Origin of the sequence: Streptomyces sp. V1I1 (assembly GCF_030817355.1) — a bacterium.
Classification (GTDB): Bacteria; Actinomycetota; Actinomycetes; order Streptomycetales; family Streptomycetaceae; genus Streptomyces.
The window spans coordinates 523101-549407 of record NZ_JAUSZH010000001.1 but is presented as its reverse complement, the minus strand read 5'-3'; the positions used below and the strand labels follow the sequence as shown (position 1 = coordinate 549407).

At 69.0% G+C, this 26307-nt stretch carries 21 protein-coding genes and 2 pseudogenes; 12 read left to right on the top strand and 11 right to left on the bottom strand.

Annotated elements, in window-relative coordinates; genetic code table 11:
* Positions 1 to 4 precede the first annotated feature (4 nt).
* Positions 5 to 805, bottom strand: coding sequence for a TetR/AcrR family transcriptional regulator (locus QFZ67_RS02745; RefSeq protein WP_307659474.1), 801 nt, complete (start codon positions 803 to 805; stop codon positions 5 to 7).
* 151 nt (positions 806 to 956) lie between these two features.
* On the opposite strand from QFZ67_RS02745, the gene QFZ67_RS02740 reads away from it, so the two are divergent.
* Positions 957 to 2180: a saccharopine dehydrogenase family protein gene (locus tag QFZ67_RS02740; protein ID WP_307659473.1), complete on the top strand. Its 1224-nt coding sequence runs from the start codon at positions 957 to 959 to the stop codon at positions 2178 to 2180.
* Between the two features lie 19 nt (positions 2181 to 2199).
* On the opposite strand, the gene QFZ67_RS02735 is transcribed toward QFZ67_RS02740, so the two are convergent.
* Positions 2200 to 3252, bottom strand: coding sequence for a chitinase (locus QFZ67_RS02735; RefSeq protein ID WP_307659472.1), 1053 nt, complete (start codon positions 3250 to 3252; stop codon positions 2200 to 2202).
* A complete protein-coding gene (locus tag QFZ67_RS02730; protein ID WP_307659471.1) occupies positions 3249 to 3635 on the bottom strand; it encodes a hypothetical protein in 387 nt (128 codons plus the stop codon). Before QFZ67_RS02730 ends, QFZ67_RS02735 begins: the two co-directional genes overlap by 4 nt.
* Before the next feature lie 210 nt (positions 3636 to 3845).
* On the opposite strand from QFZ67_RS02730, the gene QFZ67_RS02725 reads away from it, so the two are divergent.
* From QFZ67_RS02725 to QFZ67_RS02700, 6 genes are read left to right on the top strand one after another with little or no spacing between them, the layout of a single operon-like run.
* A complete protein-coding gene (locus QFZ67_RS02725) occupies positions 3846 to 4364 on the top strand; it encodes a hypothetical protein (protein ID WP_307659470.1) in 519 nt (172 codons plus the stop codon).
* Positions 4361 to 5449: a peptidoglycan-binding protein gene (locus QFZ67_RS02720; protein WP_307659469.1), complete on the top strand. Its 1089-nt coding sequence runs from the start codon at positions 4361 to 4363 to the stop codon at positions 5447 to 5449. The genes QFZ67_RS02725 and QFZ67_RS02720 overlap by 4 nt, the downstream gene beginning before the upstream one ends.
* Positions 5446 to 6201 carry an ABC transporter ATP-binding protein gene (locus QFZ67_RS02715; protein WP_307659468.1) on the top strand — a complete coding sequence of 252 codons (756 nt, stop codon included), beginning with the start codon at positions 5446 to 5448 and terminating at the stop codon, positions 6199 to 6201. The genes QFZ67_RS02720 and QFZ67_RS02715 overlap by 4 nt, the downstream gene beginning before the upstream one ends.
* A complete protein-coding gene (locus QFZ67_RS02710) occupies positions 6195 to 7388 on the top strand; it encodes an ABC transporter permease (RefSeq protein ID WP_307659467.1) in 1194 nt (397 codons plus the stop codon). The genes QFZ67_RS02715 and QFZ67_RS02710 overlap by 7 nt, the downstream gene beginning before the upstream one ends.
* Positions 7389 to 7442: 54 nt before the next feature.
* Positions 7443 to 8096, top strand: coding sequence for a response regulator transcription factor (locus QFZ67_RS02705; protein ID WP_307659466.1), 654 nt, complete (start codon positions 7443 to 7445; stop codon positions 8094 to 8096).
* A gap of 5 nt (positions 8097 to 8101) precedes the next feature.
* Complete coding sequence (locus QFZ67_RS02700; protein WP_307659465.1) at positions 8102 to 9268, top strand: HAMP domain-containing sensor histidine kinase; 1167 nt, start codon at positions 8102 to 8104, stop codon at positions 9266 to 9268.
* Positions 9269 to 9355: 87 nt separating this feature from the next.
* Here QFZ67_RS02700 and QFZ67_RS02695 read toward each other — a convergent pair whose 3' ends face one another.
* Complete coding sequence (locus tag QFZ67_RS02695; RefSeq protein ID WP_307659464.1) at positions 9356 to 13117, bottom strand: helix-turn-helix domain-containing protein; 3762 nt, start codon at positions 13115 to 13117, stop codon at positions 9356 to 9358.
* A gap of 349 nt (positions 13118 to 13466) precedes the next feature.
* Between QFZ67_RS02695 and QFZ67_RS02690 the strand changes: the two genes are divergently transcribed.
* The 4 genes from QFZ67_RS02690 to QFZ67_RS02675 are packed head-to-tail and all read left to right on the top strand — an operon-like array spanning position 13467 to position 15587.
* Positions 13467 to 13904 carry an alpha/beta fold hydrolase gene (locus tag QFZ67_RS02690; protein ID WP_307659463.1) on the top strand — a complete coding sequence of 146 codons (438 nt, stop codon included), beginning with the start codon at positions 13467 to 13469 and terminating at the stop codon, positions 13902 to 13904.
* Positions 13858 to 14514, top strand: coding sequence for a hypothetical protein (locus QFZ67_RS02685; RefSeq protein ID WP_307659462.1), 657 nt, complete (start codon positions 13858 to 13860; stop codon positions 14512 to 14514). Before QFZ67_RS02690 ends, QFZ67_RS02685 begins: the two co-directional genes overlap by 47 nt.
* A gap of 16 nt (positions 14515 to 14530) precedes the next feature.
* Positions 14531 to 15100 (top strand): hypothetical protein, encoded by a 570-nt coding sequence (locus QFZ67_RS02680; protein ID WP_307659461.1) that lies wholly within the window; start codon positions 14531 to 14533, stop codon positions 15098 to 15100.
* 19 nt (positions 15101 to 15119) lie between these two features.
* A complete protein-coding gene (locus QFZ67_RS02675) occupies positions 15120 to 15587 on the top strand; it encodes a hypothetical protein (protein ID WP_307659460.1) in 468 nt (155 codons plus the stop codon).
* A 61-nt stretch (positions 15588 to 15648) separates the two neighbouring features.
* Here the strand turns inward: QFZ67_RS02675 and QFZ67_RS02670 are convergent, their stop codons facing one another.
* From QFZ67_RS02670 to QFZ67_RS02645, 6 genes and pseudogenes are all read right to left on the bottom strand, one after another.
* Entirely contained in the window at positions 15649 to 16074 is a 426-nt protein-coding gene (locus QFZ67_RS02670) for a VOC family protein (protein ID WP_307659459.1), read from the bottom strand.
* 42 nt (positions 16075 to 16116) lie between these two features.
* A complete protein-coding gene (locus QFZ67_RS02665) occupies positions 16117 to 18219 on the bottom strand; it encodes a SpoIIE family protein phosphatase (RefSeq protein ID WP_307659458.1) in 2103 nt (700 codons plus the stop codon).
* Between the two features lie 223 nt (positions 18220 to 18442).
* Positions 18443 to 18766 carry a MerR family transcriptional regulator gene (locus tag QFZ67_RS02660; RefSeq protein ID WP_307665708.1) on the bottom strand — a complete coding sequence of 108 codons (324 nt, stop codon included), beginning with the start codon at positions 18764 to 18766 and terminating at the stop codon, positions 18443 to 18445.
* Positions 18767 to 18943: 177 nt separating this feature from the next.
* Positions 18944 to 19781 (bottom strand): annotated as a pseudogene (locus QFZ67_RS02655) (FAD-dependent monooxygenase); the annotation flags it as partial.
* 151 nt (positions 19782 to 19932) lie between these two features.
* Positions 19933 to 20448, bottom strand: a pseudogene (locus tag QFZ67_RS02650) (transposase); the annotation flags it as partial.
* Positions 20445 to 20687 carry a hypothetical protein gene (locus QFZ67_RS02645; protein WP_307659457.1) on the bottom strand — a complete coding sequence of 81 codons (243 nt, stop codon included), beginning with the start codon at positions 20685 to 20687 and terminating at the stop codon, positions 20445 to 20447. The pseudogene QFZ67_RS02650 and the gene QFZ67_RS02645, both read right to left, overlap by 4 nt.
* Positions 20688 to 21665: 978 nt before the next feature.
* Here QFZ67_RS02645 and QFZ67_RS02640 point away from each other — a divergent pair.
* Complete coding sequence (locus tag QFZ67_RS02640) at positions 21666 to 24503, top strand: LuxR family transcriptional regulator (RefSeq protein ID WP_307659456.1); 2838 nt, start codon at positions 21666 to 21668, stop codon at positions 24501 to 24503.
* A 168-nt stretch (positions 24504 to 24671) separates the two neighbouring features.
* On the opposite strand, the gene QFZ67_RS02635 is transcribed toward QFZ67_RS02640, so the two are convergent.
* Positions 24672 to 26111 (bottom strand): NF041680 family putative transposase, encoded by a 1440-nt coding sequence (locus QFZ67_RS02635; protein ID WP_307659455.1) that lies wholly within the window; start codon positions 26109 to 26111, stop codon positions 24672 to 24674.
* Positions 26112 to 26307 lie beyond the last annotated feature (196 nt).

The following is a 26307-nucleotide window of genomic DNA, read 5'->3' as shown; positions in this document are numbered from 1 at the left end:
AGGCTCAGCCGCTCCCGCCCCCGCCCCCGCCCCCGCCTCCGCCCCGGCCTCCGCCCCCGCCCCGGCCTCCGCCCCCGCTCGTACTTCCGCCGCCGTTCCTGCGTTGCGCTGTGCTGAGCTGGGCTGATGCGCTGTCCAGGAGCATCTCCAGCGCGGTGGGATACGCGCTCTGGTTCATCCGGGCGACCAGCAGGTGCGCGGTCGCTGCGATGTGCGGATGGGTCGCGGCAGGCAGCCTGGCGTATGTGGCCTGCCAGACTTCCTCGTCCGCCGCGCGTGCCGCCGCCGACAGCGCCAGTGAGGCTGCGTCCAGCGCGGCGAATGCCAGGCTCTGGTCGATGAACGCCTGATAGATCCGGACCGCGTCGGCCTCCGCGAAGCCGGCTGTGCGCAGCAGCCCCAGGATCGTCTCGTCAGCCGCCACCTCCCACCCCTTGCCGCTCACCCGGCTGGCGGTCAGCACAGCCGCCTGGGGATGTCCGAGATACGCGGTGTGGATGCGCAGCCCCAGCTCCCGCAGGTCGGTGCGCCAGTCGCCAGTGCCCTGCCACCCCGCCAGGGCACGTCCCACGAGCACGTTCCCGATGGCGAGCGTCAGGTCGTCGATGCCGCTGAAGTACCGGTACAGCGTGCTCGGGTCCGCCCCCAGGGCAGTGCCGAGGCGGCGGACGGTCAGGCCCGCGCTCCCGTGCTCCCGCAGCATGCGCAGCGCGGTCTCCACGATCAGCTGCTCCGAGAGCACCGCGCCGTTCTTCGTGGGACGCCGCCGCCTCCGGGACTCCTCCGGTACCACGGGCTTGGGCACGGCAGGCTCCTTCCACGACCATCGCCATGACCCATCGACCTTATGCCAACGCCATTGACGTTAACAACGGTGTGCGCGTTGGATCGGGTTCAACAGGCACCGCGCCCATCAGCAGCGCCCTGCACGCTGTGTCTGGAAATGGAGCTTTGTCATGCGTGTTCTTCTCGTGGGGGCCGGCGGCGTCGGTACCGCCATCACCCGGATCGCGGCCCGCCGGTCCTTCTTCGACCACGTGGTTGTTGCCGACTATGACCTCTCGCGCGCCGAGGCCGCCGTCGCGGCACTGGAGCCGGACGGCCGCTTCAGCGCCGAACGGATCGACGCGAGCGATGAGGCCGCCGTCACCTCCCTGCTGCACCGGCAGCGCTGCGACGTCCTGCTTAACGCCACCGACCCCCGCTTCGTGATGCCGCTGTTCCAGGCGGCCCTGGCCGCCGGGGCGCAGTACCTGGACATGGCGATGTCGCTGTCCCGCCCGCACCCGGAGCGCCCGTACGAGCTCTGTGGCGTCAAGCTCGGCGACACCCAGTTCGAGCGCGCCGCGGACTGGGAGAAGGCCGGATCCCTCGCGCTCGTCGGCATCGGCGTCGAGCCGGGACTGTCCGACGTCTTCGCCCGGCATGCCGCCGATGAACTCTTCGACGAGATCGAGGAGATCGGCATCCGCGACGGGGCGAACCTCACGGTCGACGGCTACGACTTCGCGCCCTCGTTCAGCATCTGGACCACCATCGAGGAATGCCTCAATGCGCCCGTCGTCTACGAGGCCGGCCGTGGCTGGTTCACCACCGCCCCCTTCAGCGAGCCCGAAGTGTTCGACTTCCCCGAGGGGATCGGACCCGTCGAGTGTGTCAACGTCGAGCACGAGGAGGTCCTGCTCGTGCCGCGCTGGGTGGACGCGGGACGCGTCACCTTCAAGTACGGCCTCGGCGAGGATTTCATCCGCACGCTGCAGACGCTGCACCTGCTGGGCCTCGACCGCACAGATCCCGTGCCGGTGCCCGCGGCGGACGGATCGGGCACGGTCCGCGTCTCCCCGCGTGACGTGGTCGCCGCCTGCCTGCCGGACCCGGCAGCCCTCGGAGAGCGCATGCACGGCAAGACCTGCGCGGGCACTTGGGTCAAGGGCACCAAGGACGGCCGCCCGCGCGAGGTTTACCTGTATCACGTGGTCGACAACCAGTGGTCCATGCGCGAGTACGGCTGCCAGGCGGTCGTGTGGCAGACCGCCATCAACCCCGTCGTGGCCCTGGAACTGATCGCCGCAGGCACCTGGTCCGGCAGCGGCGTCCTCGGCCCCGAGGCCCTCCCCGCCCGGCCCTTCCTGGATCTGCTGACGGAGTACGGCTCACCCTGGGGCATGCGCGAGCAGTGAACCCTGAGATCAGCACACTTCAGCGGCGCTGCAGAGCCTTGACGTTGTTCCCGAACGTCCATCCCTTCGACCCGTCCCAGTTGATCGACCAGGTCATCAGTCCCTTCAGCCCGTTGTTGTAGTTGTTCCAGGCCTGCGACACCAGGTTCGGCGACATGTAGCCGCCTCCGGCGCCCGGTTGTGCCGGCAATCCCGGAACCTGCTTGTCGTAGGGGACCCTGATCGTGGTGCCCTGGACGACCAGACCCTTGTTCAGGCAGTCCGTCTGGGCGGTGAATCCTTGGACCGTGCCGGCGGAGTACGAGTCGCCGGAGCACCCGTACATGCTGCCGTTGTAGTACTGCATGTTCAGCCACCAGAGCCGGCCGTTGTCCGCGTACTTCTTCACAATTGGCAGGTACGCGCCCCAGATCGAGCCGTATGCCACGCTGCCGCCGGTGACGTAGGCCGTCTCGGGCGCCATCGTCAGGCCGAAGTTGGGGGGCATCTGGGCGAGCACGCCGTCGATGATGCGAACGAGGTTGGCCTGCGATGTCGACAGCTGGTTGATGTTGCCGCTGCCAATGAGGCCTGTCTCGATGTCGATGTCGATGCCGTCGAAGTTGTACGCCTTCAGGATGGGCACCACCGTCTGGACGAACCGGTCGGCGACGGTGCTGGAGCTGAGGTCGATACCGGCCGTCGCACCGCCGATGGACATCAGGATGGTGAGACCGGCCGCCTTGGCCCGGCACATTTCGGCCGGGGTCGCGACCTTGACCGTCGCGTCCATCCCGTCCTCCCACAGGACAGTGCCGTCGGAGCGAATGACCGGGAATGCCGCGTTGACGACGTTGTAGCCGTGATCACGGATGCGGGTGTCGGTGATCGGAGTCCATCCGAACGGTGGGTGAACGCCGTTCGCCGCGCCATCCCAGTTCTCCCAGTACCCCTGGAGCACCTTGTCCGAGGGCTTCGACTTGACCGCGCATGTGTCAGCCCGCGGTGCACTCGGCGCCGCGGCGACCAGCATCTGCACGACGCAGGCCACCCCCAGGCCGACCGACAGCAGACGTAACCTACGACCGATCATGCTGTGCTCCCTCCGCGATGTCTGGCTGTCACCGAGTCGGCAAAGGTTCGGGATCGATTGAAAGCGGAGCTCACCAGCTGCCGCAGCCGGCGGTGATCGTCGCCGCCCTCATGGAGCATCGCCGCTCCTCGGACGAGGGCGATCAGCTCCCATTCGTCCGGTATCCGGCCCGCCTTCAGGGCAGGCCAGTGCTCAGGGTCCTTGGTCAGATCCTCATGGCCGAGAACGGCCTTCGCGGTGGCGAGGTCCGTGGCTGCCCAGGCTGCTACACCCCCGGGCAACTCCACCGGAACCAGGGGGCCCTGAGCGCGAAGCTGTCTCGCTTCGTCACCGGGGTCAGCGTTGGGATCGAGCGAGTAGAGCTTGCGGTGGGTCAGGTCCATGAACACTCCATCGGTAGGACAGCGGACTCGGAAAGTGCGCCATTCGTAAGGCAGTTCTGATCCAGAGTCTGCCAACTCGCCATGTGACCAAACGGCCAGGCCCTCTCGTGTGGCGCGGAACGCCGCGAAAACTCTGCGCAACATCCCTCCCCGTATCCCTTGATACGGCTGGACGGCGCGAGGCCGCCCGCCCGACAAGAGGAGCCATGAATGCTGATGCTTACGGCGCGGAGAAACCGATGGCGCAGCGCCCGCCGGATGCTGGCCGTCTCCGGGGTGGCAACGGCGGCGGTCGTGTCGCTGGCAGCGTGCGGCCGTAGCGACGGCGAAGGCGGGGACGAGGCCGCCGACAGCGGCAAGGACAAGAGCCTTCAGTACGCGAAGTGCCTACGGGACCAGGGCGTTGACGTTGCGGACCCCAAGCCCGGTGAACAGGTGAACCAGTTCCCCGCAGACCTTCCACGGGCCAAGGTGGAAGCCGCGCAGGATGCATGCAAGAAGTACGCCCCTCAGGCGCACACCGAAGAGGAGATGGCCGATTTCCAGAAGGAGGCTCTGGAACTGGCCAAATGCTTCCGGAAGAACGGCGTCGAGGTCGACGACCCGGTGAACGGCGCCTTCATCCCACCACAGGGCGAGGCGGCCCAGAGCACGCCGACGTTCAAGAAGGCGATGGCGGCATGCAAGCAGTACATGAAGGGCGAGGAGCGGGACGTGAGCGGCCAGTGAGCCGGAAGCGATGGCCGAAGACCGTGCTGGTCACGGGTGTGGTGGTGCTGGCCGGGGGCGGGGTGTCCGTTGCCGCACTTGGACTGGGCGACGGTGCCGACACGACGGCCGCGACACATTCCGCCCAACTGCCGTCTGCCACCGGTGAGATCAGCCGCAGCGATCTGGCCGCCTCAAAGCTGGTCGCGGGCGAACTGGGCTACGGGGATCCGGTCACGGTGAGCGGCCGACTGCCCGGCACGGTCACCTGGTTACCGGAGCCGGGGTCGACGGTGGGGCGCGGGGATACGCTCTACAAGGTCGACAACCAGCCCGTGACGCTGATGTACGGCACCGTCCCGATGTACCGGGACCTGGTGCCCGGCACCGAGGGGCCGGATGTCGAGCAGCTCAACGACAACCTGCGGGCGCTGGGTTACGACGCCCCCGACGGGGACGACTACACCGCCCGTACAGCTGCCGCACTCCGCGCGTTCCAGAAGAAGCGGGGCGTGAAGACGACCGGCGAGCTCAAGAATGGGCAGGCCGCCTTCGCCTCCGGACTGATCCGTGTCGCCGCACTGGAGGCCGCCGTGGGCGATCCGGTGAACGGCACAATCCTGAGGCACACGAGCCGGGAGAAGCGCGTCAGCGCCGAACTGGGCGTCGGTGACCAGGGGTTGGCCAAGAAGGGCGCGTCTGTGGGTGTGGTCCTGCCCGATGGCACCACCGTCACGGGGAAGGTCGGCACCGTACGGACGGTGTCACCGCCCAAGGACGACGCCGCACAGCAGGGCGGCGGCGGTGAAAAGCCGCAGACCAAGGTCGAGGTGGAGATCGAGATCCCCGATCAGAAGAAGCTGAAGGGCCTGGACGCGGCCACGGTGGATGTGAAGTTCATCAGCGCCACCGCGCAGAAGGCCATGTCCGTGCCCGTCACCGCACTGGTGGCGCTGCCTGACGATGGTGGGTACGCAGTGCAGGTCGTCGAGGGCGGCGGCCGGACCCGTACCGTGCCCGTCACGCTCGGGCTCTTCGCCCAGGGCCGGGTCGAGGTCACCGGCAAGGGGCTGCGCGAGGGCTTGAGGGTGGGGGTGCCCAAGTGACCGCACTCGCCTCTGCCGCCGGCTCATCCGTCGTCGTACTGGAGGAGGTGACCCGTACGTACGCCGGGGGAGTCGCCGCGCTCGTCGGCGTCAGCCTGACCGTTCACCGCGGTGAAATGGCCGCGATCGTCGGGCCTTCCGGGTCTGGGAAATCCACCATGCTGAACGTGATTGGGACACTGGACCGGCCCACCTCGGGCGGCGTTGTCATCGACGGCCATGACGTGGCCGCCCTCTCCGACCGGCAGCTCTCGGCCCTGCGCGCGCAGAGCATCGGCTTCGTCTTCCAGCAGTTCCACCTCCCGGCCGGCGTCTCCGCGCTCGACAGCGTCGCGTACGGACTCCTCTACAGCGGCACCGGACAGCGCACGCGCCGCGAGCGGGCGGCGGCCGCCCTGGAACGGGTGGGGCTCGGCCATCGCCTCGACCACCGCCCGCACGAGCTGTCCGGCGGTGAGAGGCAGCGCGTCGCGATCGCCCGTGCGGTGGTCGGCGAACCGGCCGTCCTGCTCGCCGACGAGCCCACCGGAGCGCTCGACTCCAAGGCGGGTGCGGCGGTGATGGAGCTGCTGCACGAGCTGCACGAATCGGGCACCACCATCCTCGTCATCACCCACGACCGCTCCATCGCGGACTCGCTGCCCCGACAGGTCGCCATGCTCGACGGACGAGTGCAGTCCGATTCCGCCACCGCCACCGCCACCGCCACCGCGACCGCCACCGATTCCGTCGCGCTGGGGGCCACATGCTGACCCCGGCCCGTCTCAGCCCCGCCGACTGTGTACGTGTCGGAGGATTCGGCCTGCGCAGCCGCCCCGTACGCGTCCTGCTGTCCGCGCTCGGCATCGCCATCGGCATCGCGGCCATGGTCTCGGTCGTCGGTATCTCCAGCTCCAGCCGGGCCGAGCTGGACCGTACCCTCGCCCGGCTCGGCACGAATCTGCTGACAGCCACGCCCGGGCAGTCCCTCGACGGCGGCACGGCGAGGTTGCCCGAGGAAGCCATGGACATGATTGGCCGGATCGGGGGTGCGGAGTCGGCCACCGCGATCGGGACGATCGACGGCGTGAAGACCTACCGGACGGACAAGATCCCAAAGGCGCAGTCCAACGGGATCACCGCCGCGGGTGCCCGGCAGGATCTGCTGAAGTCGGTGGGCGCCACCATGGCGCGCGGCAACTGGCTCAACGAGGCCACGGGCGAGTATCCGGTGGCCGTCCTCGGTGCCACCACTGCGCAGCTGCTGGGCGTCACCGAACCCGGGCCGGACACCAGGGTCTGGCTCGGCGGCCAGTGGTTCACCGTCGCAGGCATCCTCGCCCCGGTGCCGCTCGCCCCCGAGCTGGACACCGCCGCTCTGGTCGGCTGGGACGCGGCCAAGAAATACCTCGGCTTCGACGGTCACCCGACCCTCGTCTACACCCGGGCCGCCGAGAAGTCCGTCGGCAGGGTACGGGAGTTGATCGGCCCGACCGCGAACCCGGCCGACCCCACCACCGTGAAGGTCTCCCGCCCCTCCGACGCACTCGTCGCCCAGCAGGCCGGCGACAAGGCTTTCACCGGGCTGCTGCTGGGGCTGGGCGGCGTGGCGCTGCTGGTCGGTGGGATCGGTGTCGCCAACACCATGGTCATCTCGGTTCTGGAGCGCCGCGGCGAAGTGGGCCTCAGACGCTCCCTGGGCGCCACCCGGAGCCAGGTGTGCCTGCAGTTCCTCACCGAGTCGCTGCTGCTGTCCGCGCTCGGCGGCGGGGCGGGCGTGGTGATCGGTTCGGCGGTCACCGCCGCGTACGCCGCTACGCAGGGCTGGCCGGTGGTGGTGCCGCCGTGGGTGATGGGAGGTGGGGTCGGCTCGACTCTGATGATCGGCGGCGTGGCCGGTCTCTATCCGGCGGTACGCGCCGCCGGGCTGGCCCCCACGGTGGCGCTCGCCGCGACCTGACCATCCTGATCGGCCACCGTTGAATCACATCCTGAGCAAGTAAGGGAGAACGACATGCGGGTACTTGTCGCCGAGGACGACGCGCTGATCGCCGAGATGGTCACCCTCGGGCTGCGCCGCCACGGATTCGCGGTGGACACCGTCCACGACGGAGCCGAGGCGGCACACAGCCTCCAGGTGACCGACTACGACGTCGTGGTCCTGGACCGGGACCTGCCCGGGGTGCACGGGGATGTTGTCGCCGCCGACCTGGCCGGCTCGGGGGCGAGGACCCGCATCCTGATGCTCACCGCGGCCGACGGTCTGCACGACCGGGTCCAGGGCCTCAACCTGGGGGCCGACGACTATCTCGCCAAGCCCTTCGAGTACGACGAACTCATCGCCAGGGTCCACGCGTTGTGCCGCCGCAGCGCACCGCCCCTGCCGCCGGTACTGCAGAAGTCGGGGGTGGTGCTCAACACCGCGCAGCGCACCGCCACGCGGGACGGCCGGGTGCTTGATCTCACGCCGAAGGAGTTTGCCGTACTGCATCTGCTGCTGGCGGCCGACGGGGCCCCGGTCGGCGCGGAGGAACTCCTTGAGCGTGCCTGGGACGAGCACGCCGACCCGTTCACCTCAGCGGTCCGCGTCACCATGAGCAAGCTGCGCGGCAAACTCGGCGAACCGCCCCTGATCCGGACCGTACAGGGCGTGGGGTACGCGCTGTGAGGGGCTTGACGGCACGTGCGGTGCGGGGGCGGGGCGGGGGGCGGGCGCGCGCGCACCGGGCCACAGTCCGTACCCGCATCGCTGCCGTCTACGGCCTGGTGTTCGTCCTGCTCGGCGGCATCCTGCTGGCCCTCGTCTACTTCCTGTCCCGGGCGGACGCCATGGCCAAGGCCAACGAGCTGATGGACCGCAGGCCACGGATGGTGCCGCAGGGGAACCCGCCGTCCGATGCCGGAACGGTCAGCCTCGAGCTCGCCCACTTCGCCTCCCGGCAGGTCCTGCTCTGGTCGGGCGCGGCTCTGCTCGTGATGGCGGTGTTCGCCGTCGGCGTCGGCTGGTGGATCACCGGGCGGGTGCTGCGGCCCGTGCACTCCATGACGTCCAGGGCCCGCCGGATCTCCCAGGAGAACCTGCACGAACGCATTGCTCTCGACGGCCCGCGGGACGAACTCACGGTACTCGCCGACACCTTCGACGCGCTCCTCGCCCGCCTTGAAACCTCCTTCGACAGCCAGCGCCGCTTCATCGCCAACGCCTCCCACGAACTGCGTACCCCGCTCGCCGCGCAGCGCGCAGCCCTCCAGATCGGCCTGGAGAACCCGACCCCCGAGGAACTGGCCCGGGTGCGACAGTCCCTCCTGGACGCCAATCGGCGCAACGGGCAGCTCATCGAAGGGCTGTTGCTCCTGGCGCAGAGCGAGGGGGGCATCGAGACCCACGAGACCGTGGATCTGTTGGACGTGGTCGCCGAGGAGGTCGCCTCCTGCGGGGCTGTTGCCGCCGAGGCGGGCGTCGTGGTCACTGTCGAGGCCGAGCGGTCGCCCGCGCCCGTACCGGGAGACCGGGTCCTGCTCGGCCAGTTGACGGCGAACCTGCTGCGCAACGCCATCGCCTACAACCAACCGGACGGACGCGTCGAGGTGGCCCTCTCCCGTGGCCGCCTGACCGTGACCAACACCGGACCCGAGGTGGAGCCCGACACCGTCGAGACGCTCTTCGAACCGTTTCGCCGGGGCCACGGCCGGGACCGCACCGGCGCAGGAGCGGACCGTGGCCATGGCCTGGGCCTGTCCATCGTGCGCTCCATCGCCACCGCCCACGGCGGCACCGCCACTGCCACTGCCCAACCCGGGCCCGGGGGCGGTCTACGCGTCGAGGTACGGCTGCCCTGAATTCCGCCCAGGGCGAAGGCGGCCCGCCGTCCACCGCCATGCGAGTCACAGCGGCGTGACGGCGTTTCAGGTCCGGGTCGGTCCGCCTCAGCGACGCGACCGGGAACGACAGGTCGGTTGGTATGGAACCGACGGGAGGTAGGTCGCCCACTCCTGCCGGGTGAGACTGCGACCGACGGCAGCGCAGAGGCGATCCTTGACGTCATGCAGGTCCAGGGGCCATCGGATGATCCTGCCGTCCTCCCCGCCGGAGACCAGGGCGCCGTCAGGGGTGAAGGCGAGTCCGCGGATTCTGGCGCTGTGCCCGTTCAGCGTGGCGAGGGAGCGCCGGGCGGCGATGTCCCACACGATGATCGAGTGGTCGTCACCGGCGGAGGCGAGGGTGCGGCCGTCCCGACTGAACGCGATGACCTGCACGGGGGCGGTGTGTCCGCTGAGCACGGCGAGCTCCCGGTGGTCCGTGGCACTCCAGAGCTTGACCGTCCGGCTGTCACCGGCGGTGGCGAGCAGCTTGCCGTCAGGGCTGACGGCGACGTCCTGCACGGCGCCCTGGCCGGTTTTGTCCCTGGCGAGGAGTTCACCGGTTGCGACATCCCACGCGTTGAGGAAGCCCCCCGTGCTGGCCGCCACAAGGCGACGGCCGTCGGGGGTGAAGACGAGCGAGGTGGCCAGGCGGGGCTGATACTTCGACGTCTTCAGGGGCGGCGACGTCAGGTCGTGGACGTCCCAGACGAACAGTCCGAGTGTGGCGGCAGCGAGGAGGCGCCGGCCACGGGGAGCGAAGGCGATGTCGGTGGAGGCGCCGACTCCCAGGGTAGGTACCGGTTCCGCCGCGCGCAGTCGGCGCCGGACGTCCCAGATCGTGACGATGTTGTTCCGCGTCACCGAGGCCAGCAGGCGTCCGTCGGAGCTGAACGCGACGGCCTGGACCTGGTCGGGGTGCCCGCTCAGGGTGGTGAGTTGCTTCCCCCGGGTGTCCCAGAGACGGACGGTCCTGTCGCTGCCGGCAGTGGCGATCACGGTTCCGTCCGGGCTGACCTTGACGTCTTTCATCTGTGCGTCGAATCCGCTGAACGGGGCGTTGCGCAGATCGTGCAGCACAATTGTCCCGTTGAATCCGGCGGAGGCGAGCATTGCACCGTCGCGGCTGAGGGCAACCGAGACCGTCTCGGTGCGGCCTCTGTCCTGGTAGGTGTGCACGGGCGCGCGACGCCGCAGGTCCCATATCGTGACTGTGCCGTTCTCGTCGGCCACGGCCAGCCGGCCGCCGACGGGAGCGGAGATGGCCCATCCGAAGGAATCCGGCAGGGGCAGTCGCGGCAGAGCGGCTGGCCGCTCCCGGTCGAGGTTCCACAGGTACACCCCCCGGTCGTCGGCGGCGGCCGCGAGCATGCGTCCGGAAGAGGCGAAGGCGACCTGGGCGACGTGTTCGGAGGGCAGCGAGGCAATCGGTCTGCCGGTCTTGACGGCCCAGACGACCGGGTCCCGCGTTCCGTCTGCGGAAACCAGAAGCTTGCCGTCGTGGCTGAAACTCAGCGACCCGACCGCGGGACCGTGTCCCTGTCCGCGGAGAAGGCGGCGAGACCCGGTGGTCAGGTCGTGCAGGGCGATGTCGCCGTCTCCGACTCCGATCGCGATCTTCGTACCGTCCGTACTGAGGGCCATGCCCGGGCCGATCCGATGCTCGGCGAGCCTGGTCATGGGCCGGCGCGTCCGGACGTCCCAGACGATGAGCGAGCCGGAGGTGCCGTCGACTGCGGTGGAGGCGAGACGTTTCCCGTCGCCGCTGAAGGCCACCTTCATGGGCCGGCCGGTGTGTCCTCGCAGAAACGCGATCCGGGTGCCGCGCACCGAGTCCCACAGACCGATCGTGCCGTCGCCGTTCGAGGAGGCGAGCAGCGTATGGTCCGGACTGAACGCGACGGTGTACACGGCGGGGCCGCTGATGTTGAGTTCGGTGCGCCGCGGCGCCGCCGCGGCGCTCAGGATGCTTCCCCGGGTCGCGGCGTTCGGGTGCAAGTGGTCCGCTTCGACGGCCAGTAGGCCTGCCAGGTCCGGATCGGTGGCCAGGAGCGACCGCGCTTGCAGGGACAACTCGCCTGAGAGGGCGTCCAGTTGCAGTCGGCGTGCGTCCTGCCGCTGCCAAGCGGCCACGCCCCCGCCCAGTACCGCGAGCACGAGGAGTACGGAGATGCCCGCGATGAGGCGCTTGAGAAGTCGGGCATGACGCCGGGCGCTGTCCTGCTCGGTGGTTTCCTGAGCGCTGCTGGTGCGCAGGAAGGTGTCCTCGAGCTGGTTCAGCTCCCGGGGATGGTCCCTGGCCCAGTCGCACGCGGCGAGCAACTGAGCGCCCCGGTACAGGGCCCCGGCGTCCTGGTCCAGCGACTTCCAGGCGTGGGCGGCCTCAGTGAGCCGTCGGTGGATGATGAGGTTCGCCCGGTCGTCGGTGAGCCATCGATGCAGCCGGGGCCAGGCCCGGATCAGCGCTTCATGGGCCATCTCCACCGTGTCCCGGCCGATGACGACGAGGCGTGCTTCGGCCAGGCGGCCCAGGATCTCGTCGGCACCCGCCTCCTCGACGACACCGTCGAGTTCGGCGCGGGCAATGGGCCGCCGGGAGTCCCCGGTCCCGTCACCCAGCGCGGAGAGTCTGAGGAAGATCCTTCGAGCGGCCTGCTGCTGCTCTGCGGTGAGCTCGCTGTAGACGCGGTCGGCGGTCTGGGCGATTGCTCCGCGCACGCCGCCGCTGGCCTGGTACGCGGACAGGGTGAGGGTCGCTCCTTTGCGCCGGTGCCAGGTTTCCAGCAACGCGTGCGAAACCAGCGGCAGGGCGCCCGGTTCCTCGGCCGCGTCAGCGAGCACGGTGGCGAGCATGTCCGGTTCCACGCCCCACCCCGCCTGGGCGGCAGGCCGGAGGACGATCTCCCGCAGCTCGGTGCCGGACACCGGCCCCACGAGCAGCTTCGCTTCCTCTCCCAGAGCGTCCAGCAGATCCGGATGCTGGGCGAACTGCGCGAGGAAGTCGGCACGCACGCCGAGCACCACTGTGGTGCGACGGTCCGGGCCGTGGGCGGCATCCAGCAGCGCGGCGACGAACCGGCTGCGTTCACTCTGGTCGGCGCAGAGGGTGAACAGCTCCTCGAACTGGTCCACGACCAGCAGCGCCCTGGTCTCAGGCGGGCCAGAGACCAGGGCGCCGCGGATCGCGATGTCCAGCGCGGCCGGATCGCTGCGCAGCTCCTCCCGCATACGATGGACATCCTGGCCGGACAACTTCGCCACCTGGTCGGACAGTGCGTCGAGCGGATGCTCGGTGGGGGTCAACAGCATGGTCCGCCACCGTCCTTCCGGTTGGCGGCCCTCGGCGATAGTTCCCAGCAGCCCGGCGCGCAGGAGTGAGGACTTCCCGCTCCCCGAAGCCCCGAAGACTCCGACGAGTGGCAGCCGCTCGACCCGCTCCAGCAGTCGGCCGACCAGCCGGGAACGGCCGAAGAACCACTCCGCCTGCTCACTCTGGAACGGCGTCAGCCCCTGATAGGGGCAGCGCGCCTCGTCCGGCGTCGGCTCGGCCGAGGCCGCCGTATCCACCTCGGCGGCCACTGCCTCCCACCGGGCCCGCCATTCGGCCCGATCGCCGCCACACGCGTCGACGTAGGCCAGGGTGACCGCCAGTGAGGCAAGCCGGTCGCCCTTGGCGGCCTCCGCCAGCGTGCTCGCCGAATAGTGCGCCCGCTGAGCCAGGGCCCGATAGCTCGGACTGCCGGCCCTTTCGCGCAGCCGGCGTAGCTGCCACGCAAGGCGCTGGACGGAACCGGCTTCCGGGTCCAGGGGTTTTTCCGGACGCCCCACACGAACCTCCACGCAGGTAGTTGTACCTGGCGATGGGGCCGGACGGCACTGGATGCGTTCGCCAGAGCCCGGCCTGTGACCCCGGATGCCGGACAGCGATCAAGGAGGGCAGCGGTCATGTTAGGGCCAACACTCGTATTCAGTACGCAAGTTCGACAAGTCGGCAGAGGGCGGCGGCGCGGTTGTGACGCGCAGCGATCGATGGCCGCTCGCAGACAGTCCCGGAAAAGCTCCGGTGGTGCTGTCGATCCCGCCCTCTCCCATTCGACGCAAGGGTGAGAGGCAAGGAATGCCTCCGGCTCCACAGAGTCTTCGACGGCGGATGACCGCCCCCGTTTCAGGAGGACGCATGACCTCCATTTCGACCGCTCCCGCCACAGTCCGGGCCCTCAAGGTCCCTGGCGCGCGTCTGCATTACGAGGTGCGCGGCGAGGGTCCCCTTGTGGTGCTGGTCGGCGCCCCGATGGACGCCAGGGCCTTCGCGCCGCTGGCCGATCTTCTGGCCGTAGACCACACCGTGCTCACCACCGACCCACGGGGCATCAACCGCAGCCCGGTCGACGACCCCGACCAGGACTCGACCCCGCAGCTGCGGGCCGACGACCTCTCCCGGCTCCTGAGCCACCTCGACGCCGGCCCGGCCGTGGTCCTGGGCTCCAGCGGCGGCGCCGTCACCGCGCTCGCTCTCGTACAGACCCACCCCGAGCAGGTGCACACCGCCGTCGCCCACCGAGCCTCCGGTGGAGGAGCTGCTCGAGGACCGCGAGCAGAGCCACGCCCAGACTGAGGACATCATCGCCACCTACCTCTCCGGCGACGTGACGGGGGGCTGGGCGAAGTTCTTTGCCCAGGCCAACATCACCCTGCCCGAGGGTGCATGCGAGGCGATGTTCGGAGGAGAACGGGATCCGCAGCAGGTCGCAGACGAGCGCCGCTGGTTCGAGCACGAGCTGCGCGCGACCGTCCGCTGGCAGCCCGACCTGTCCGCCCTGCGCTCGGCGAGTACCCGCATCGTGGTCGGCATCGGCATCGGCATCGGCATCGGCAACGACTCGGCCGGGCAGGTCTGCGACCGGCCGTCGAAGGCGCTCGCGGCAGCACTCGGCATCGAGCCGACCATGTTCCCCGGCGACCACACCGGCTTCGCCGAGGACCCGGACCGGTTCGCCGCCCAACTGCGCACAGTCCTGCGCGCGAACCAAGTCCGAATGGCCGGCTGTCGCTGCGAGTCACAGCGGTTCGGATCAGCGCCCGGTCATCGTGCTGCCGTCGCGAACGCCGGTTTTTTGTCCGGTGTTGTTTGTCCGACGCCGCCACGCCTTCCTGGCAAGCCGTCTCCGGCACACGGTGGAGCCGGTGAAGAACCGATCGACACTCCGGGCGATCGCTCGAAGTGAATCAGGGGAGGACTCAATGCAGAACCGTCCACCGACCGTCAAGCATGTGTTTTCGATCCGAGGGCCTCTGCAGCACCGCGAACCATCTCGGCTCTCCGGGCCTCTTGTTGGTCGTGAAGGGCGCGCGCTGTCCCGGGCGAAGACCGTCGCCGTCTCCGCCCTGACACTGGCCGCGACGCTCACCGGGGCCGCGGTCGCGCCGACCGCGGCCGTCGCCGACGACGGCGACCGTAGGCAGACCGTCGGCTGCGAATCCCTGTGGGTCAACGACGCAGCGGGAGTGACCCATGCCAGGCTGCGGGACTGCACCGTCACGTGGGGGAAGAACATCTTCGACGGCTCCTACTGGCAGACGGTGAAGTTCCAGCTGCTTGACTCCCGCACTGACGGTGTGTGCGCTCGGGCACGAGTCATAGCGTCCGAGACCGGGGCCAGCGCGTCGTCCAGCGAGTGCAACGGCGTCTGGACGACGAAGACGGCGAACTTCAGCGGCCGGACCACAAACATCTTCATCAGGGTCGCTTACGGCACCAACTCCACGTACGGCAAGATCAGCACGAACGTCACGCCGCCGTCCGGTTTCTGAGAGTTGAGGGGGAAAGCAAATGTCTGAACGTCTGCAGAAGACGTCTCTGAGGGCCGTTGCGGCCTCCGCACTGACGGCCGTCGGAATCGGCGGGGTCCTGCTGCTGCCGGCCGCGGCGGTTGCCGATGACGGTGACCGTAGGCAGACCGTCAGCTGCGGCACTCTGGAGAGCAAGGACTCCAGCGGAGTGGTCCATGCGAAGATCCGGAACTGCACCGTCACGTGGGGGAAGAACATCATCGACGGCTCCTACTGGCAGACGGTGAAGTTCCAGCTGCTCGACTCCCGCACCGACGGTGTCTGCGCCCGGGCGAGAGTCGCAGGGGAGCATGGCAGCAAGGACTTCAGCGAGTGCAACGGTGTCTGGACGACGAAGACGGCGAACTTCAGCGGCCGGACCTCGGACATCTTCATCTCCATCGGGTACGGACACAATGCGTGGGACCTGACGCACTACAAGGCCGTGCTCGCGCCGTCCGGTTTCTGACGGTCTTACCCACGTCGTAGCGGGGTGCGGGCCGCCCGGTTCTCCGAGCCGGGCGGCCCGCTCAAACGACCAGCTCTCCGACACCCAGCATGTTCCCCTCGCTGTCGCGGAACCAGGCGCCGCGTTCACCCCTTGCGCCCTTGCTCGGGTAGTTCCCGTCGATCTCGGCGATCCCATCCCTGGTCCGCAGCCCGGGCAGGTCGACCTCCTCGAACACCACGCCGCGCCGTTTGAGTTCCGACACGACCGCCTCGATGTCGTCGACCTCCCACCCCATCTGCGTGAAGGTGCCGGGTGACTCTCCCGCCGATTGGAACAGGGCGAAGTCCACGCCTCCGCAGCGATACAGCAGCCCACCGGGCCGCTCGTCCACCGGCTCGAGACCGAGCTGTTCGGAGTAGAACCGCCGTGCTCGCTCCAGGTCCTGGGCGGGCAGCCTGGTCGCGACGCGTGCGCTGTCCAGGATGCTCCTGTCGTCTGTGCTCATACCCCACTGTGAGCAATGGCGAGGGCTCGCGCGCGGCAGGCGTCAGGTCGCCGTCGTCTCCCCGGTCACGGCACTGGGGCGCACTCGGGCGATGAGCAGGGCCACGTCGTCGTGGTCTCCCGGCTGGCGCAACGCATGCAGGAGCACGTCGCAGGTCTCCTCGAGGGATCGCTGGGGCTTGGCGAGGAGGGCAAGGAGAGCGTCCAGACGTTCATCGATGGCCTGGTCGCGTGTCTCGACGAGGCCATCGGTGTAGAGGACCAGCTCGTCGCCGGGGTGCAGAGTGACCGTGGTGGTGTGGAAGGCGACCTCGCCGACGCCGAGCGGGGCGCCGGTCGGCAGGTCGAGCAGTTCGGGGGGCCGGCCGGGGCGTACGAGGGCGGGCGGGAGGTGTCCGGCGCTGGAGATGAGGCACTGGCCCTGGTACGGGTCGTAGACGGCGTAGATGCAGGTGGTGATGGTCTGCCCCATGCGATCGGTGATGCGGTCGAGGTGGCGCTGCACGTCGGCAGGGTCAAGGTCGAGTTCGGCCAGGGTGCGGGTCGCGGTGCGGAGTTGACCCATCGTGGCGGCCGCGCTGATGCCGCTGCCCATGACGTCGCCGACAACGAGTGCGGTCTTGTCGCCCGTCAGTGGGATGACGTCGAACCAGTCGCCGCCGACCTCAATCGCGGCCTCGGCGGGCTGGTAGCGGTAGGCGATCTCCAGGCCGGGCTGGTCCGGTGGCTGCTGCGGGAGAAGGCTGCGCTGGAGGGTGAGGGCGGTGTTGCGCACCTGCCGGTACCAGCGGGCGTTGTCGATGCACACGGCAGCCCGAGCGGCGAGCTCGCCGGCCAGGACCTCGTCGTCAGCGTTGAACGGCTCCGGATTGCGGGTGCGCTTCAGGTCCAGGGCGCCAAGGACTTCGCCGCGAGCGATCAGTGGCACGGCCAGGTAAGAGTGCACGCCGGCGTCGGCCAGCAACGCGGCGGCTTCGGGGCTGCTGGCGATACGCGACAGATCGTCGCGCTGCACCCGGGACACGCGGACTGGGCGACCGGTATTCACGCAGTGGGTGACCAGCCGGTCGGCCTCGTACCTGGCGACCTCACCGGGCTGATCAGCTGCGCGTACGGCATCGGTGGGGTACGAGGCGGCCACGGCGAGCGCGCGGAATACCGCGGGGCCTTGGTGCATCGCGACGGCCGAGCGGCCGTTCAGGACGCTGTCGAGCACATCCACCGCGGCTACGTCGGCCAGCTCGGGTACCGACACCGCGGCGAGTTCACGGGCAGTCTGGTCAAGGTCCAGCGTGGTGCCGATACGTATGGATGCGTCGGCGACGAGCGAGAGGCGCTGCCGAGCCTGGGCAGCCTCGGACGTGGCGCGGTGCCGCTCGGTGACGTCGACGACTGATTTGGCCAGCCCAAGTACTCTCCCGCTGGAGGACTCCAGCCGGTAGAACGAGACTGACCAGGCGTGCTCTCGGTCCGGGTCGGCCGGGGTGCGCGCAACGAACTCCCGGTCAAGGATCGGAATGCCGGTGGCGAGGACCTCGCGCATTGCGGACTCGATGGCCTCGGTGTCCAAGAACGGCACTGCCTCACGGACATGCCGGCCAACATGCTCGGCAGCGAGCAGACCGTTGATGCGCTCAAGCGCCGGGTTGACCATGACGTACCGCAGATCTGTGTCCACGACTGCCAGCCCGATCGGGGACTGAGAGATCAGCCGGGTGGACAGCGCCAGGTCCCGCTCCACGCTCCTCAACGTCGTCTGCTCGGTGGCCAGGCCGAGGGCGTAGAGGTCTTTCCGGTCGTCCTCCAGCCGCATGTTGCGGAACTCCACCAGCAGCGTGCTGCCGTCCTTGTGCCGCACGGGAAAGACACCTGCCCAGCCCCCATGGCCTGCCATGACCTCGGCGAACAGGCGGCGCACCAGTTCCAGGTGCTGCTCATGCACCAGCAAGCGGCCTGCGTACCGGCCGAGTGCCTCGTCGGCGGTGTACCCGAACAACTCCGCGGCCTGCGGGCTCCACAGCACGATCCGGCCGTCCGCATCCAGCACCACGGCGGCGACGCTCAGTACATCCAACAGGCCGCCCGGCTGGGACGTGCTTCCCGCCGGCCGGGCGGGGTCGCCCGGGAAGGATTCGATCGCACACATCCCAGGCCTCCGTCCGTCTGCCGCCATCTTTGCCCAGCCCCGAGCTCCGCCCCGGGCGACGCCCGAAGCTGCCGATCCTTCTCAACGTCTCCAGTGTCCTCGCCGAGGCAGCAGCGCTGCCGTCTCCGTACCTCCCGCGTGCCCGCCCGAGGCGAAAATATGGCTCAGAAACGCCGCCGCCACGGATCTGGCTCCTCTCCGCCATCCTGGCGGCGCTGCTCCCTCAGCGCGGCTCGGTGCCCGTTCGGGGTGGCCGGCGCGCCCGCTCTTGGGCGAGTTCGGCCTCGAGCTCGACCACTCGTGCCTGTAGCTCGGTCACCCGGCGGACACCGGCCAGGGTCAGCCCCTCACCCATCAGGGCCCGCACCTCGGCCACCTGATCGATCTGGTGGCGGCTGTACCGGCGCTGTCGGCCTTGGGATCGTGCCGGGCGCACGACATCCTGCTGATCGAGGCGCCGCAGAAATGCCTGCTCGACGCTGAGCATGTCCGACACCTGCCCGATGGTGAACAAGGGGGCATGTGCGTCGTCGATCGTGAGTTTCACAGGGCTACCTCGCTGTTTCGCGGAAAACCGGGCTCTGAGTCGACTTAGAACATGTATCTCATGGTGGATAGAACTTGAAACTCTGGCGACAGGTTTTTCTGATATGGATGTGCAAGGTCGGCTCGGCGGTGCACCGGGGTACCGCCGGTGACGCATCCGTACGCCCGCCGATCTTGTGGCCTCGTCCAGCGCGAGGTTCATGCCCTTCGCGGCGATCGGCGCCGCAAGGTGGGCCGAGTCGCCCGCCAGATACAGCCGCCCGTACGCCATCGGCTCGACAACGTAGTTGTGCGTGTCCAGCACCCGCTTCTCGATGAGCCGTCCCTCGGCGAGCGGCCGGGTGCCGTCCACCGACAGCCGGGCGTGGAGCTCGGACCACACCCGCTCGTACGGCCAGTTCTCCGGGTCGTCGCCGGGCGGGCACTCGAGCTAGTAGCGGGTGACCTGGGGGTTTCGGGCCATATGGGCGGCGAAGCCGCGCGGAGGACGCGGAAGACGACGCAGTCGGAGGACGGCGGTGCCTCCGCGAGGAGAGCCAGCCAGCCGACGCCGTAGTCGTGCCGGGCGACGGTGGTGTGTTCCGGCGGCAGGCAGGCGCGCGTCACGCCGCGTGCGCCGTCGCAGCCCGCGATGACATCGCAGTCGATGCGTCGGCGCTCGCCCGTCTCCGGGTCCGTATAGGACACCGAGGGCCGCTCCGTGTCGATGGCGTGCAGTTCGACATCGCGTACGCCGAAGCGGATGTCGCCGCCCGCGTCGTCCGCGTACTTGTGCACAAGGTCTGTCACCAACAGCGGCTGTGGATAGACGAAGTGACGGTGCCCCGACAGCTCGCTGTACCGGAACCTGTGGCGCTCGCCCGCGAATCGGAATTCGCACTCGCTATGCGCCTGCGCATGTTCCAGCAGCCGGTCGGCCAGCCCGCGCCGTTCAAGGGCGCGTACCGCCCACTCCTCGATGAAGCCGCGCGGGGCCGCTGTTCGATGAACTCTTTGCTCGCCGCTTCCAGCATTAGCCTCGCTGTTTCGGTTGTGACGGCGAGGCGTTGGTGATCGTCAGCTGTTGAGTGTCTGACGCGTTTTTGTTTCGCGGGCATGCAATGGTCCCGGCGCGGTGGTCGGGTTCTCCAAGGTCCTTCGGGTCGTAGGTTTTCAGGTGGGGGCTGATCAGTCGGCTGGGCGGGGCAGTGCTGCGAGGCGGTGGAAGGCCGTGACCAGCTCGTTTCTCCAAGGCCAGGTTGCGGAGATCCGCAGGCGGAGACGGCGGCCGCCTCGGGTGAGGCGGGCGGCGACGTGCAGCAGCCGGTAGCGGAGCTTCTTTGGTTCGGCGGCGGCCAGCTCGCCGTCCAGCAGCAGGACGCGCGTCCAGGCCAGGAGATCGATTGCCGCGAGGCTGAGTTCGAGCCAGGCCGAGTTGATGGTGAAGCGGCGGGAGGGGAAGCGGCCGAAGCCGGTGGTCTTGCCCATGCGGATGTGGTCCTCGACGGTGGCATGCCCGCGGTGGCGGACTTCGAGGAACTGGGCGGAGCCGCTGGTGAACGGGGTGTCAGTGAGGAACACCTGATGCCGCAGGCCCTCGTCCTGGTCGAACAGCGAGAGCTGGGCGCCGGGGTGCGGACGTTCCCTCCGGACGATGATGCGCGTGCCGGCCGGGTAGCCGTTCAGGTCGACCATGCCGGTTACTCCTTGTCGCGGGTGAACATGTGCCAGATCGAGACGAGGATGGAATGCTGCAGGGCGACCAGGGCCCGTCTGCGGCCCCGGCGGCAAACCAGGCGTCGATAACGGGCCGCGAGACACGTGTCCTTGGTGCGGCAGGCGGAGATCGCGGCCTGGCCGAGCAACCCGTTGAGCCAGGGGTCAGCGGGACGGGCGCGGCCTGAAGGGCTCTTGCCCGCGGACTCGTAGTTACCTGGACACAACCCCCGCCCAGGCGCGAGGGGCGGCCGAGGGGAAGCGGGTGATGTCCGCGCCGATCTCGGCCAGGATCACTTCGGCGGTGTGCGCACTCACGCCGGAAACGCAAGCTCGCCATATTGAAGAATTGTTCAACGATCCTTAGACTTCTCAACACTCGGTCAAGCGCCCTCCACCCCACACGCCCGCCACCCTGCACGATGCAGACGCCGGACAGCCAAAACAGTGCACACCCACATCACCAAACATCCACCCATAACCGAGCCAATCCACCAAGCCACTTACGAAGGACGAATACGTGGTTCCGCGCCGACCGCTACCAGCCGTACGTCGCTTACCAACCACTGATCCGCCACCGGCGGGGCCGGGCTGCACATTTCTGAATGGCCAAGACCTCGCAATATTGCGCTTGCACGCCACAGCGAGTACGTTCAGGTCACTACTGGTAATGACCACATCGAGGACCCCATTGCGGTGCTTCAAGATTCCGCGCGGCCTTCGTCACTACCTGGGTCGAATCAGCGTCACATCACGGGCACCTATCCGGCAGCGTGGGGGCGATGGACCACCATCAACGAGATCGCCCCGGGCCAGGCGCCGTTCGCCGAAGCACCGGCCGACGTGCAGCCGAGGGGGAGGCTGGCCGCCCGCGGCCCTCCGCTGGCGCCTGGGAACCGTCGTCAACACGCTGCACTGCGCGGTACAAGCAGTTGCCCCTGACGACCCGACACAGCCGCGTTGGTGGCCGGGACTCGCGCCGCACATCTACGCCATCAGCAGCGACGCCCACCACGCAGGCAACCCCCGGCCAGGTGGACCGCCTCACTGACGCGCCCCCAACCAAGTAGCGATCAATCTGCTTCGTGCTGGCCATCCCCGGGGCGCACACCACGTCATCCAGGCGGCCGCCGACACCGCGCCCCCGGGTTGACCACACTCAGTCGGGCGACGATGCCCCGATAGCGAAGGGATAGGGGGTGCCCATGTTCGCCGTACCACCGCAGAGGCCCGGAGTCCTGCCAGCGGCACGGGAAGTCGAGATCGGCCAACTCATGGGAATTGTGGAGGCATTGGGGAACGGCGAGGGCTCCGTGGTGGAGATCACCGGAGAGCGGGGCATCGGGAAGACCCACCTGGCGGGCGTACTGGCGGATTTGGCAGTGCAGCGCGGTCTGCCAGTGGCCCGGGCCCACGCAGTACGCGGGAGCACCACCCCGTATCAGGTATTCCGGGACGCCTGGCGCGCCCAGTCCTGCCTGCGGCGCAGCGCTGACGGCGAGGAGGAACTGCTCCGCACGGTGCATGAACTGGCCAAGGGATGCGTCACCGGTAGCGTATTACTGCTGGACGACTTGCACTTGTGCGACCAGGCTTCGGCAGAACTGGCCGTCCAGCTGGTCCGGTCTCCGGTCCCCGGCCCGTTCCTTCTCGCCCTGGCACATCGCCCCCGGCAGATCGGCCCGGCGCTGCTGCAGGCGCTGGACGACGGCGTGCGGGCCGGCACCGTAACCCGTATTGCGCCCGATCCCCTGGACGCCGAGGCGGTGGCTGCCCTGTTCGAGACCCGGCGAACGCCCGGGAGTCCGGAGCCGCGGGGCGTGACCCATGCCTATGAGTTCGCAGAGCAGTTGTGCGCTGCAGCTGAAGGCAACCCGCTTTACGTGCGCATACTCATGGCGGCAGGCTGGCACCCCGACCACTGGCCCGACCACGCGGGAACCGATACGGACGGGCTGCTCCGCGAGGCGACGGCGCTGATCACCGAACTTGACGCGCTGAACCGGGAGACCGCTATCACTGCGAGGGCAGCCGCGGTACTCGGCTGTCCCTTTCGGCCGGAGGACGTCGCCCAGGTTTCCGGGCTAGGTCTGGAACGCACCTTGGACGCACTCGCTGAACTCCACCGCGAGGACCTGGTGCGACCTGCCAACTGGGGCGGGCGCCTAGCTTTCCGGCACCGTGTCATCAGCCATGTCGCCCACGAGAGCGCCGACCTGTCCTTTCGGCTGCGCGCCCACCGTCGCGCCATTGAGGGGCTTGTGGCCCGTGGCGGCCGCGCATCCGAACGAGCCCGCCACGCCGAGCACCTGCTGGGCACGGACGGTGCCATCGCGTCTCGGACGCTCGCCGAGGCCGCGGCGGAGATCGTCGCGCGGGCTCCGGCGACCGCGGCACGGTGGCTCGGCCTGGCGCTGGAACCCTTGCCCGACGGCGGGCAATCGTCAACGCCCCGAGCCACGCTGGAACTCGCCCGTTGCCGCGCACTGATCGCCTCCGGACGTCTCGAAGAGGCCCGCACCCTCGCCCACGACATGCTCGGGGACCACCGCTCGGGCCTCACCGAACAGCAGCGCCTTCGGGCCCACGCGGTCTGCGCCGACGCCGAACGGCGGCTCGGCCGGTACGAGGAAGCCGAAGCGATGGCCCGTGCCGCTCTCGGCCTGCTGCCACGACCGCTGCCCGATCCACTGACCGCCGAGGCCATCGAGCTGATTTTCGCATTCGGTCTGGTCCACATACTGCGCGGCAATCATGGTCAAGCGCGCGCCCTGCTCCGCGAAGCATCCCATGCGCGGAGCGGTGCCGACGACGCCGCCCGGACCGCGATAGGTATCCTCGCCGCGTGCTGCGACGCCCACATCGGAAACCTGGACGAGGCCGCCCCAGAGGTCACCCGCTGCGCCCGGCTCGTGGACGCCATGCCCGACTCCGTCGCCGGACACATGCCGGAAACCCTCGCTCTGCTCGGCTGCGCCGAGATCTATCTAGAGCGGTTCCCGGACGCGTTCCGTCACCTGAGCCGGGGGGTGGTGGCTGCCGGCAGCGGCGCGCAGAAGGACGTCCTGATGCACCAGTTGTTCGGGCTCTCGATACTCGATCAGTGGACCGGCCGGTTGAAGGACGCACAGCGCCGGGCCCGGGAGGCCGAGACCCTGGCCCGTGCCATCGGCGCGCCGGACGGGGTAAGGCTGGCCACGGCGTTGCGTGCCTCGGCACTCATCTGGGCCCGGGGACGCAAGTACGCCGACGAGGCGATCGCCCTCACCAAGCGGGCCGTCAGCGCCACCTCGCTGGGGCAGGGCTGGTGGGCCACTTCGGCGATCGGCCCGCTGGCCCAGACGCAACTGCTCGGCGGGGACGCTGCCGGATGTCTGCGGACCCTCCTGGACGGCGGAGGCGGCGACGAACTTCCCCTGGTCCAGCCGGCCTTCCGGCCATCGCTCCTCGCCCTGATGGCGACGGCCACGCTGAAGTGCAGCAACGCCGAGGCGGCCCGCCGCCTGGTCCGACGCGCGGAGACGGAAGCCGACGATTTGGGCCTCCCGGTCCAAGAAGCGTGTGTCCGCCGGGCACGTGCCCTGATCCACGTGGCCGACGGCGAACACGACGCCGCGGCGAAGCTGTTCGAACTGTCGGCGGAGGGCTTCCGGCGCGCCGAGATGCTGGTCCAGCACGCCTGGACCCTGGCGACGGGGGCCCCCTCCGCCGATGCGGCCCAGGGCCGGGCGGTGGCCACGGAATGGCTTGACACGGCCGAGGCGGTCGCCCGCACCTTCGGTACGGTGCTGGTGGGGGATCAAGTGGCTCGCGTACGCACGCAGTTGTCGGAAATTCGCCGGGCTGACCGGTTCCTCGGCCTGCTCAGCGACCGTGAACGCGAGATTGCCGAACTCGCGGCCTCGGGTCTGCGCTCCCGGGAGATCGCCGAGCGGCTCTTCCTCAGCCCCCGCACCGTGGACTCGCATCTGACCCGCGTCTACCGCAAGCTCCATGTGTCGTCCCGCATCGCCCTTGCCCACGTTCTCCGCCGAACCGAGTGACGAACGGCACAAGCCCCGTGTACTTCTGCAGCTCGGTCCAATCCCTCAAAGGTGGTGACGGCAGACACCTGCCGCAGATCCGGTTCAATTGTTGTGAAGGAGCAGTCGCTTGATGGATCCGCCGGCCCACCCTCTGCCGAATGGGTTCGAACTGCCTGAGCTTGTTCCTTATCTTCGAGACGCGTGGAGTTCGGCGAGGGTCTCGGCGCGTTTGACGGTCTTGCCGACGTCGTAGCGGGGTGCCCGGTGTTTGTTCTTGGCTCCGGGTGGCCGACCGGGGCCGGTGCCGTTGGGTTTGGGAACACGGGCCGGGCAGAGGATGTGAGCGCGGATGTTCCTGAACCCCCGGCGGACCCGGGCCGGGGTCAGCTGGTTGGGCAAGGCTGGTTTCTCCCAGGGGCGGCGGAGGTCCTGGGCGAGAGGGCGGGCTAGCCTCAGCTGGGCAAGAGCTGCGACAAGGATCCAGGTCCAGCGGTCCGCTGCCTCGGGAATGCGGACCTTCGGGGTGGTCCAGCCGAGGGTCTGCTTTACGAAGCGAAATGTGTGCTCCAGATCGAAGCGGCGCAGGAACACCTGCCAGCAACGGTCGACGTCAGCGAGGCTGGCACCGGTCTTCGAGGACCACAGCCACACCGGCGGCGCCTCGCGCTCCTTCGAGAGGTGCTCGACCTTCAGTCGGATCAATGTGCCCTCGACCAGGGGTAGTTCGCCCTGGTGGTCGAGCCAGGCCGAGCGATGAGTCAGGCGCGGGTGGACCCGGTCCCAGGCCTGTGTCTGGGCCTTGCCGTAGTTCGTGGTGTCCGTGATCGTCGTGATCGTAGGCTCCGGCCAGGTGTCCGGCTTGGCGAAGCGGAACTCCTTGCCGTGCTTGGGCGGACGCCCGCCCTTGGGGTCGTAGACCCGCGGCGGCTTCGGCAGCCGCATGACCCGGTCGGAACGGATCGGGCCGACCACCTCGACGGGCAGGTCGCGAAGGACCCAGGCCAGGCGCGTGATGTCGTATCCGGCATCACCGACGATCACAATGTCCGGCTGGCCCGGCGTCCACTGGCCGGCAGCGACGAGCCGCTCGACCACGGCCCGCAGCTGGGCGGCGGTCACGGCGGTGGCGTCGTCGACGGGTCCGAGCCGGACGACGTCCAGGACGGTGGTCCAGGAGGTGCGGCCGGGCTCCAGCACGGCCACGAAGGAGTACGGCCAACCCGGGATGAACTGCGACGCGCTCTTCGCGCGGCCGTAGACGTGGCAGAACAGCCGATCCTTCGAGCATGGCGCATCCGAGCGCAACCATGGCGACACATCGACGGCCAGGACGAGCCGACCGTCCGGGAAACGCGGCAGCGGCAGTCCCGCGAGCACCGCCCGCAGCCGTCCGACATCGATCCGGCCGCGGTTGAGCCCGCCGTACAACGCCCCGTGCCCACGCCGGTGTTCGGGCAGGAGCGTCAGGTCGACGGGCGACTTCACCGGGCCGTCGGCACACAGCACCGCGTCGGTGAGCTCAAACAGTTCATCGCGCCGAGCGGTCAGACACGCATAGAACTTGCCCCTGAAGCGTGACGCTTGCGCGAACGCCTCCCGCCGGGGCCCGGATAAGAGCAGACTCATGTCCACGGCCTTCGTGCTGATCAGATGCCTTACTCAACACGGCACACGATCGCGCGAAGGCCGCTCACATAGCCGGTGAACTGCGAAAACCTTCCTCAAGTTCGAAGCCCGTTCGAGGCTCGAAGATAAAGAACAAGCTGAGTACCTGTCCCCCTTCACCCAGGGGACTGGAGAGCGCCCTGCCGTAGTCCGTGGG

Excerpts from the sequence above, each read along its gene's own strand:
- QFZ67_RS02740 (WP_307659473.1), top strand. The coding sequence starts at position 957 with ATGCGTGTTCTTCTCGTGGGGGCCGGCGGCGTCGGTACCGCCATCACC.
- QFZ67_RS02735 (WP_307659472.1), bottom strand. The coding sequence starts at position 3,252 with ATGATCGGTCGTAGGTTACGTCTGCTGTCGGTCGGCCTGGGGGTGGCC.
- QFZ67_RS02730 (WP_307659471.1), bottom strand. The coding sequence starts at position 3,635 with ATGGACCTGACCCACCGCAAGCTCTACTCGCTCGATCCCAACGCTGAC.
- QFZ67_RS02725 (WP_307659470.1), top strand. The coding sequence starts at position 3,846 with ATGCTGATGCTTACGGCGCGGAGAAACCGATGGCGCAGCGCCCGCCGG.
- QFZ67_RS02710 (WP_307659467.1), top strand. The coding sequence starts at position 6,195 with ATGCTGACCCCGGCCCGTCTCAGCCCCGCCGACTGTGTACGTGTCGGA.
- QFZ67_RS02705 (WP_307659466.1), top strand. The coding sequence starts at position 7,443 with ATGCGGGTACTTGTCGCCGAGGACGACGCGCTGATCGCCGAGATGGTC.
- QFZ67_RS02690 (WP_307659463.1), top strand. The coding sequence starts at position 13,467 with ATGACCTCCATTTCGACCGCTCCCGCCACAGTCCGGGCCCTCAAGGTC.
- QFZ67_RS02680 (WP_307659461.1), top strand. The coding sequence starts at position 14,531 with ATGCAGAACCGTCCACCGACCGTCAAGCATGTGTTTTCGATCCGAGGG.
- QFZ67_RS02675 (WP_307659460.1), top strand. The coding sequence starts at position 15,120 with ATGTCTGAACGTCTGCAGAAGACGTCTCTGAGGGCCGTTGCGGCCTCC.
- QFZ67_RS02670 (WP_307659459.1), bottom strand. The coding sequence starts at position 16,074 with ATGAGCACAGACGACAGGAGCATCCTGGACAGCGCACGCGTCGCGACC.
- QFZ67_RS02665 (WP_307659458.1), bottom strand. The coding sequence starts at position 18,219 with ATGTGTGCGATCGAATCCTTCCCGGGCGACCCCGCCCGGCCGGCGGGA.
- QFZ67_RS02640 (WP_307659456.1), top strand. The coding sequence starts at position 21,666 with ATGTTCGCCGTACCACCGCAGAGGCCCGGAGTCCTGCCAGCGGCACGG.
- QFZ67_RS02635 (WP_307659455.1), bottom strand. The coding sequence starts at position 26,111 with ATGAGTCTGCTCTTATCCGGGCCCCGGCGGGAGGCGTTCGCGCAAGCG.